A 7,161-nucleotide genomic window follows, 5' to 3' on the forward strand; every position below is an offset into this window, starting at 1 on the left:
CTTTCACCAGGAACCGCCTTCATGACCTCGCTTCTTCATCCGCCCGTGTTCCGCGTCGCCTCCCTGCAGGCGAACCGCGTACTGCTCGCGTCCAACGCGGGCGCCACCATCGAGCTCTTCGTGCTCGAGGACGACATCGTGCGCTTGCGCGTGCTGCCCGACGCGACGGCGCGCAACCCGCGCACGTGGACGATCGCTCCGGGCCTCGACGACGTACCGCTCGACGGGCGCGATCGTCTCGATCTGAGCGGCTTCGCGCTGCCCCACTACGACTTCGTCGAAGACGACGACACCGTGCGCATCGAAACCGCGCAGATCCGTCTCGCGGTGAGCCGGCAAGGCGGCCATTGCACGTGGTCGACGCGCGGTACCGACGGCGCGTGGCGCGTCGTGCTCGCCGACCGCGCGACGCAGGCGTACAACTTCGGCTGGTGGGACGAGCGCGCGTATCACTACGTCGCACGCGAGCGCGGCGACATGGTGTTCGGTCTCGGCGAACGCGCGGGTGAGCTCGACCGCACTGGCGCGCGCTTCGAGATGCGCAACATCGACGCGATGGGCTACAGCGCGAAGCACACGGACCCGCTCTACAAGCACATCCCGTTCTACATCACGTGGTCGCCTGACGCGTGCCAGGGTTTCGGGCTGTTCTACGACACACTGTCGGACTGCACGTTCGACATGGGCCGCGAGCTCGACAACTACCACGGGCTCTACCGCTATTTCGTCGCCGAGCACGGCGATCTCGACTACTACTTCATCGCATCGCCCGATACGCCGCTCGCGGCCGCGCGCCGCTTTACGTGGCTCACCGGGCGCCCCGCGCGCACGCCGAAATGGGGGCTCGGCTATTCGGGCTCGACGATGAGCTACACCGATGCGCCTGACGCCCAGCTGCAGATGAACCAGTTCGTCGAACAGTGCGACGCGCACGACATCCTGTGCGATTCGTTTCACCTGTCGTCCGGCTACACGTCGATCGGCGCGAAGCGCTACGTGTTCAACTGGAACCGCGAGAAGTTTCCCGATGCGAAGGGTTTCGTGCAGCACTACCGCGACCACGGCATCCGCCTGTGCGCGAACATCAAGCCGTGCCTGCTGCGCGATCATCCGGCGTTCGACGAAGCCGCGACGCGCGGGCTGCTGATCCGTTCCGCGTCGGGCGAACCCGCATGGGTGCAGTTCTGGGACGAGGTCGGCGCGTACATCGACTTCACGCAACCGGAAGCGTATCGCTGGTGGCAGGAGCAGGTCACGTCGGCGCTGCTCGAATACGGAATCGCGTCGACGTGGAACGACAACAACGAATACGAGATCTGGTCGCCCGACGCGATCGCGCATGGCTTCGGCGCACCGTTTCCGGCGCGCGAGGCGAAGGTGCTGCAGACGATGCTGATGATGCGCGCGTCGCACGACGCGCAGCGCGCGCATGCACCGGCGCAGCGGCCGTTCCTCGTGTCGCGCTCGGGCGGTGCCGGGATGCAGCGTTACGTGCAGACCTGGTCCGGCGACAACTACACGTCGTGGGAGACGCTGCGCTACAACCTGAAGATGGGCGTCGGGCTCGCGTTGTCGGGCGTATCGAACATCGGTCACGACATCGGCGGCTTCTCCGGCCCCGCGCCGTCACCCGAGTTGCTGCTGCGCTGGGTGCAGTTCGGCATCTTCATGCCGCGCTTCAGCATCCATTCGTGGAACGACGACGGCACCGTCAATGAACCGTGGATGTATCCGGAGATCATCGCGCAGATCGCGTCGCTGATCAAGCAGCGCTACCGGCTGCTGCCTTATCTCTATCACCTGCTGTGGCTGTCGACCACGCGCTACGAGCCCGTGCTGCGGCCGACCTTCGGTGACTTCCCCGGCGATGCGCGCTGCTACGACGCATGCGACGACATGATGCTCGGCGACGCTCTGCTGGTCGCGCCGGTGGTCGACCCGGGCCGCACGGAGCGGACGGTCTACCTGCCGGCAGGTGCGCGCTGGATGTGCTGCGCGAGCGCGCAGTCGTTCGACGGCGGCGCGAGCGTCACGCTGCCCGCGCCGTTCGACACGCCGGTCATGCTGCTGCGCGAAGGCCGCGTGCTGCCGCTGAACGTCGCCGAGCAAAGCTTCGGCGCACGCGCGGATACGCGCGGCTTCCTCGTCGCGCCGCGCATCGAGGACGGCGTGGCGTTCGGCGAATGCGTCGAGGACGACGGCGAAACCGAAGCCTGGCGCGACGGCGAATACGGGCTGTGGCGCATCGAGACCGGACGCGAGGCGTCGGGCGTGCTCGGCGTGTCGGTCCGCTGGGACGGCCGCATGAACCGGCCTGCCGAGCGAATCGAAATCCTGCTGCCGGCAACGCTGCAAGGCGCGCTTGCGGTGCGCGGTGCACGTGTCGAACACGATGCGCGCGACGGCGCGTGGCGCCGCCTCGTCGTGGCACTCGGCGACTGAGCGCCACACCCGCGCAACACCGGACCCTGACCCCGGCGGGCCGCACGCGCGGCCCGCCCCCGTCACAGAGGAGGCCGTTCAGCCTCCCGCCCGTTGAAGAGACCTGGAGATCGACGATGAAAGCATCGCATTACCGTTACGGATTCCTTATTTTGTCCGCCGTGTCGCTCGGCGCGCCCGCCGCCCATGCGCAGAGCAGCGTGACGCTGTACGGCGTGGTCGACGATTCGATCGCGTACGTGAACAACCAGCAGGGCCACTCGAACATCTACGTGCGCGACGGCAACCTGTATGCGTCGAAGTTCGGGTTGCGCGGCGACGAAGGTCTCGGCGGCGGCACGCACGCGATCTTCGATCTGCAGTCGGGCTTCAACCTGAACACCGGCGCGCAAGCCGCCGCCGGCACGATCTTCAATCGCCAGGCCTTCGTCGGGCTGCGCAACGATCGTTACGGCACGGTGACGGCCGGCCGCCAGTACACGCCGTACTTCCTGCTGGTGGGCCCGTACGCGCCGAGCAGTTGGCTCACCGGCGCGACCGGCGCGCATCCGGGCGACATCGACGGCCTCGATACGACGATCCGCGTCAACAACTCGGTCACCTATACGTCACCGGTCTTCTCCGGGCTGACCGCGAGCGCGATGTACGCGTTCGGCGGCATCGCCGGCGCCGCCGGCAAGGGCAACACGTTCAGCGCAGCGCTGCGCTATGCGAACGGGCCGATCGGGATCGCGGCCGGCTATCTGCGCATCAACAGCTCGGGCTCGTCGGCCGGCTTCCTGAATCCGGCGACCGCGGCGTCGGGCAGCTTCGCGGTATCGGTGCTGAACCAGGGCTACCTGACCGCGAAGGCCGTCGAGCAAGTCGCAGCCGCCGGCAATTACACGCTCGGTGCGCTGACGATGGGCGTCAACTACTCGAACGTGAAGTACCTCCCCGGCAACGGTTCCGCGTTCACGGACACCGCGGTGTTCAACACGTACGGCGCGCTCGCCGCATACCGGTTCACGCCGACCTTCGCGGTGGCCGGCGCGTTCTCGTACACGCTCGCATCGAAGGCGAACGGCGTGTCGGACGCGGCCCGCTACCAGCAGTATTCGCTGAAGGAGTCGTACAGCCTGTCGAAGCGCACGACGCTCTATGCGCTGCAGGCGTACACGCATTCGAGCGGGCGGACGCTCGGCGCGCAGGGCGCCGGCCATATCGTCGACGCGGCGCCGATCGTCGGCGATTCGCAGCAGCTCACGCCGTCGGCGACGCACGGCCAGTTCGTCGGCATGGCAGGCATCGCCGTGACGTTCTGACGCCTCCGCGGTGGCGCGGGCCGCCGTTACCCCGGGCGAAGCGCATGTTCGGGCGCGCCATCGCGCGCCTTCGATCGCCATTCGCGCCGCGCACGGCGCTCGCGGTTTTCGAGCTCGCGCCGATCCCTTACAATCCGTCGGGTTGATCCTGCATGACCCTTCGTGCAGCCCTGACACCGCGGTTCACTCGACGCGCGCCGCCTCAGGGTCCGGCGCGCGTTATGCGCGGCCGGGCGGCGTCGTGATTCGTTGCGCCCACAACTGGTTTCCCGCCATGTCCGAATTCCGCCTTCCCGCCCGTCCCGTATTCACGCCGAACGCCCGCTGCATCGCCCTGCCCCCGCTGCACCCATCCACGACGGTCGGCGGAGCCGCTCGATGAGCGACCTTCTGAATCGCACGGGCGACCTCGTCGCACTGGGAACGCTCGTGCTGCTCTACATCGGCGGCGTCGGCGTCGCGCTGTGGCGGATTCGCACCGCGGCGCCGCGCGGCAGGCTGTACTGGATGGCCTGCATCGCGCTGCTGGCCGGCGGCGCCATCTCGATGACCGCGAACCTGTCGCCGATACCGAACAGCGGCGAGATGCCGCCGGGTTTCGCGCTCGGTGTCGAAGCGGTGCTGCTCGGGCTCGCGCTGGTCGCGGCCGGTTGCGCGTGGCTGATGTTGCGGGCGAGGCGCGGGTGATCGCGGCGCTTTACGCGGGTTCGATTCATCTCATGCAATCGGCGGCACGCTTGATGGCAAGGCGCTGAATATCGTTCTTCTTTCATGGCGTCACACCGACGGCGCCCGCGCCGTGACGAGCCAGCACGCGGCGTCGAAACGCACGTCGGCGCCGTCGACGTAACGCTCGAACGCGGCACGAACCGTCTCGATCACGCGCCGGCGCGTCACGTCGTCCACCTGACGCAGCGCGAGCCCGACCGGCCCGAGTCGCGCGATGTAGTCGTCCAGCGCGGCGGCCGGCAACGCACACGCGATATCGATCGGCTCGATCGCGACGTCGGCCCAGCCACTGTCCGACAACACCGACGCGATGCGCTGCCGGTCGCCGAACGCGAATTGTCCCGGCGCACCGGGCTGTCGCGCCGGCAGGTTCGGCAGCAAGGGCGCCGCGGTGCGCTCGGCCGTCGTCATGAAGGGATTGTCGGCGGCAGCGCGCCACGCGACGAATCGCAGTAGCGCATTCGCACGCGCCGCATGCCGCAGGTTCGCGAACGCACGCACCGGATCGTCGAAGAACATCACGCCGAAGCGCGACACGAGCAGGTCGAACTCGCCCGGCGCGAACGTGTGCGTCTGCGCATCGGCATGCACGAAGCGCGCACCGAGGCCGTCGCGTTCGGCGCGAGCCTGCGCGGTGGCGATCATCCGCGCCGAGATGTCGACGCCCGTGCAGTGCGCGGCCGCGCCGAGCCGCCGTGCCATCGCGAGCGTCACTGCACCGGTGCCGCAGCCGACGTCGAGCACGCTGCGCGCGGACGCCGCCACCGCCGCATCCGCGAGCAGCGTCTCGAACGGCTCGAACATCCGGTCGAGCGCCTGCTGCGCGTCGACCCACGCGAGCCCCGACGGGCCGTTCCATAGCGCGGACTGCGCTTCGTTTGCCGAGTTGGCTTCCATCGTGAATCCTCCTGTTGCCTGCGTCGTTGACCGTGATCCGGACTATGCTGCTTCAAGCCGGCTTGAGGTCAAGGCCGCGAACACGACAAGATACGCACGCCGAGCGCCCGTCGTGCCGCGCTTTTCACATTTCTTACATTCGTGTTGCGTATCGTTGACGGCTTTCCTACGGTGCCTCCCATGCGACGATTCCTCTCTCGCGCGCGGTTCGTGCGCTGCGCTCCGCTTGTTGCCCTCGCGGCGCTGTCCGCGTGTTCGAATCACATCGATACGCCGGCCGATCCGGCCAGTGCCGCGATCAACGTCCAGGCCGCGTGGGTCGAGATCGGCGATGCGAACCAGGCGATCGCGCGCGTGATCACCAACTACAGCCCGGCTTCCGCGAGCGATCCGCTGTGTCCGCAGCTTGTCGTCGACGGCAAGCTGTCGCGCATGACGCTGCGCGCCGGCGCCGCGACCGTCGCGCAACGCCCCACCGCGAGCGACCCCGCCGACTCGAAACCGTCGAGCTTCCCGGTGTCGGTCTGCGAAACGGCGCTGCCGGCCGATGCGCAATCGGCGAGCGTCGCGGGCCGCGCACTGCCGCTGCCGAAAGCGCAGCCGCAGCGCATCGCGATCATCGCGGATACGGGCTGCCGGATGAAGAAGGCCGACAACGCATGGCAAGCATGCAACGACGCGACGGTCTGGCCGTTCGACACGATCGCGGCGAGCGTCGCGAAGCTGTCGCCGGACCTCGTGCTGCACGTCGGCGACTATCACTACCGCGAGAATGCATGCCCGCCCGACATCGCCGGCTGCAAGGACAGCCCGTGGGGCTACGGCTGGGATACGTGGCAGGCCGACCTGTTCCGCCCGGCCGCGCCGCTGTTCGCGAAGGCGCCGTGGGTCGTCGTGCGCGGCAACCACGAGGAATGCGCGCGGGCCGGCCAGGGCTGGTACCGCTTCCTCGACCCGCACCCGTATTCGGCGGCCCGTTCGTGCGACGATCCGGCCAACGACAACGACGCGAACTATTCGGATCCGTATGCGGTGTCGCTCGGCGGCGGCACGCAGGTGATCGTGTTCGATACCGCGAAGGTCGGCCGCAATCCGCTGAAGACGACCGATGCGCAATTCCGCATCTACCAGAAGCAGTTCCAGACGGTCGCATCGCTCGCATCGAAGGCCGGCATGACGACGACGATCTTCACGAACCACCATCCGATCCTCGCGTTCGCGCCGATCGCCGGCAGCACGCCCGCGCCGGGCAATCTCGCGCTGCAGTCGGTGATGTCGAGCCTGAACGCGCAGGCGTACTACCCGCCGGGCATCCACGTCGCGCTGCACGGACACGTGCACGACTTCCAGGCAATCAACTTCTCGTCCGGACATCCGGCGACGATCGTGTCCGGCAACGGCGGCGACAACCTCGACGTCGCGCTGCCCGATCCGTTTCCGGCCGGGCTGACGCCTGCGCCGGGCGCCGTGATCGAGCGGCTGTCGCACAACAACAGCTTCGGGTTCCTGATCATGGAGCGACGGGCAGCGCCGGCGACGGGCTGGGTGTTCCATGCGTATTCGGCCGCGGGCAAGCTGCTCGCGTCGTGCGACCAGTCGGGTACGACACTCGCCTGCGACAAGACGGGGTTCATCGCGCCGTGAGGGACGATGTGCGGTTGAGTGACGCGTTGACGGGTTTGGCGAGGGTGGCTGACCGCTGCCAGCGGATGGCTGGATTGGGGGTGCGTCGGGGTACGGGGGCGGCGGCCGGCGAGCGTCGGGCTTTGGCTTCGGCTTCGGCTTCGGC

The 7,161-nt window shown here is 68.2% G+C and carries 5 protein-coding genes; 4 read left to right on the forward strand and 1 reads right to left on the reverse strand.

Annotated elements, in window-relative coordinates; all coding sequences use genetic code 11:
- Positions 1-21 precede the first annotated feature (21 nt).
- The 3 genes from C7H84_RS05005 to C7H84_RS05015 all read left to right on the forward strand — a co-directional run bounded on the left by C7H84_RS05005 (position 22) and on the right by C7H84_RS05015 (position 4,433).
- Positions 22-2,442, forward strand: coding sequence for a glycoside hydrolase family 31 protein (locus C7H84_RS05005; RefSeq protein ID WP_121857688.1), 2,421 nt, complete (start codon positions 22-24; stop codon positions 2,440-2,442).
- A gap of 116 nt (positions 2,443-2,558) precedes the next feature.
- On the forward strand, positions 2,559-3,746 hold the full coding sequence (locus C7H84_RS05010) for a porin (protein WP_121857689.1): 1,188 nt from the start codon (positions 2,559-2,561) through the stop codon (positions 3,744-3,746).
- 378 nt (positions 3,747-4,124) lie between these two features.
- Positions 4,125-4,433, forward strand: a complete 309-nt coding sequence (locus tag C7H84_RS05015) for a hypothetical protein (RefSeq protein ID WP_121857690.1) — start codon at positions 4,125-4,127, stop codon at positions 4,431-4,433.
- A gap of 90 nt (positions 4,434-4,523) precedes the next feature.
- On the opposite strand, the gene C7H84_RS05020 is transcribed toward C7H84_RS05015, so the two are convergent.
- On the reverse strand, positions 4,524-5,372 hold the full coding sequence (locus C7H84_RS05020; RefSeq protein ID WP_121857691.1) for a class I SAM-dependent methyltransferase: 849 nt from the start codon (positions 5,370-5,372) through the stop codon (positions 4,524-4,526).
- Between the two features lie 180 nt (positions 5,373-5,552).
- Between C7H84_RS05020 and C7H84_RS05025 the strand changes: the two genes are divergently transcribed.
- Positions 5,553-7,016, forward strand: coding sequence for a metallophosphoesterase (locus C7H84_RS05025; protein WP_121857692.1), 1,464 nt, complete (start codon positions 5,553-5,555; stop codon positions 7,014-7,016).
- Positions 7,017-7,161 lie beyond the last annotated feature (145 nt).

Origin of the sequence: Burkholderia sp. Nafp2/4-1b (assembly GCF_003635165.1) — a bacterium.
GTDB lineage: Bacteria > Pseudomonadota > Gammaproteobacteria > Burkholderiales > Burkholderiaceae > Burkholderia.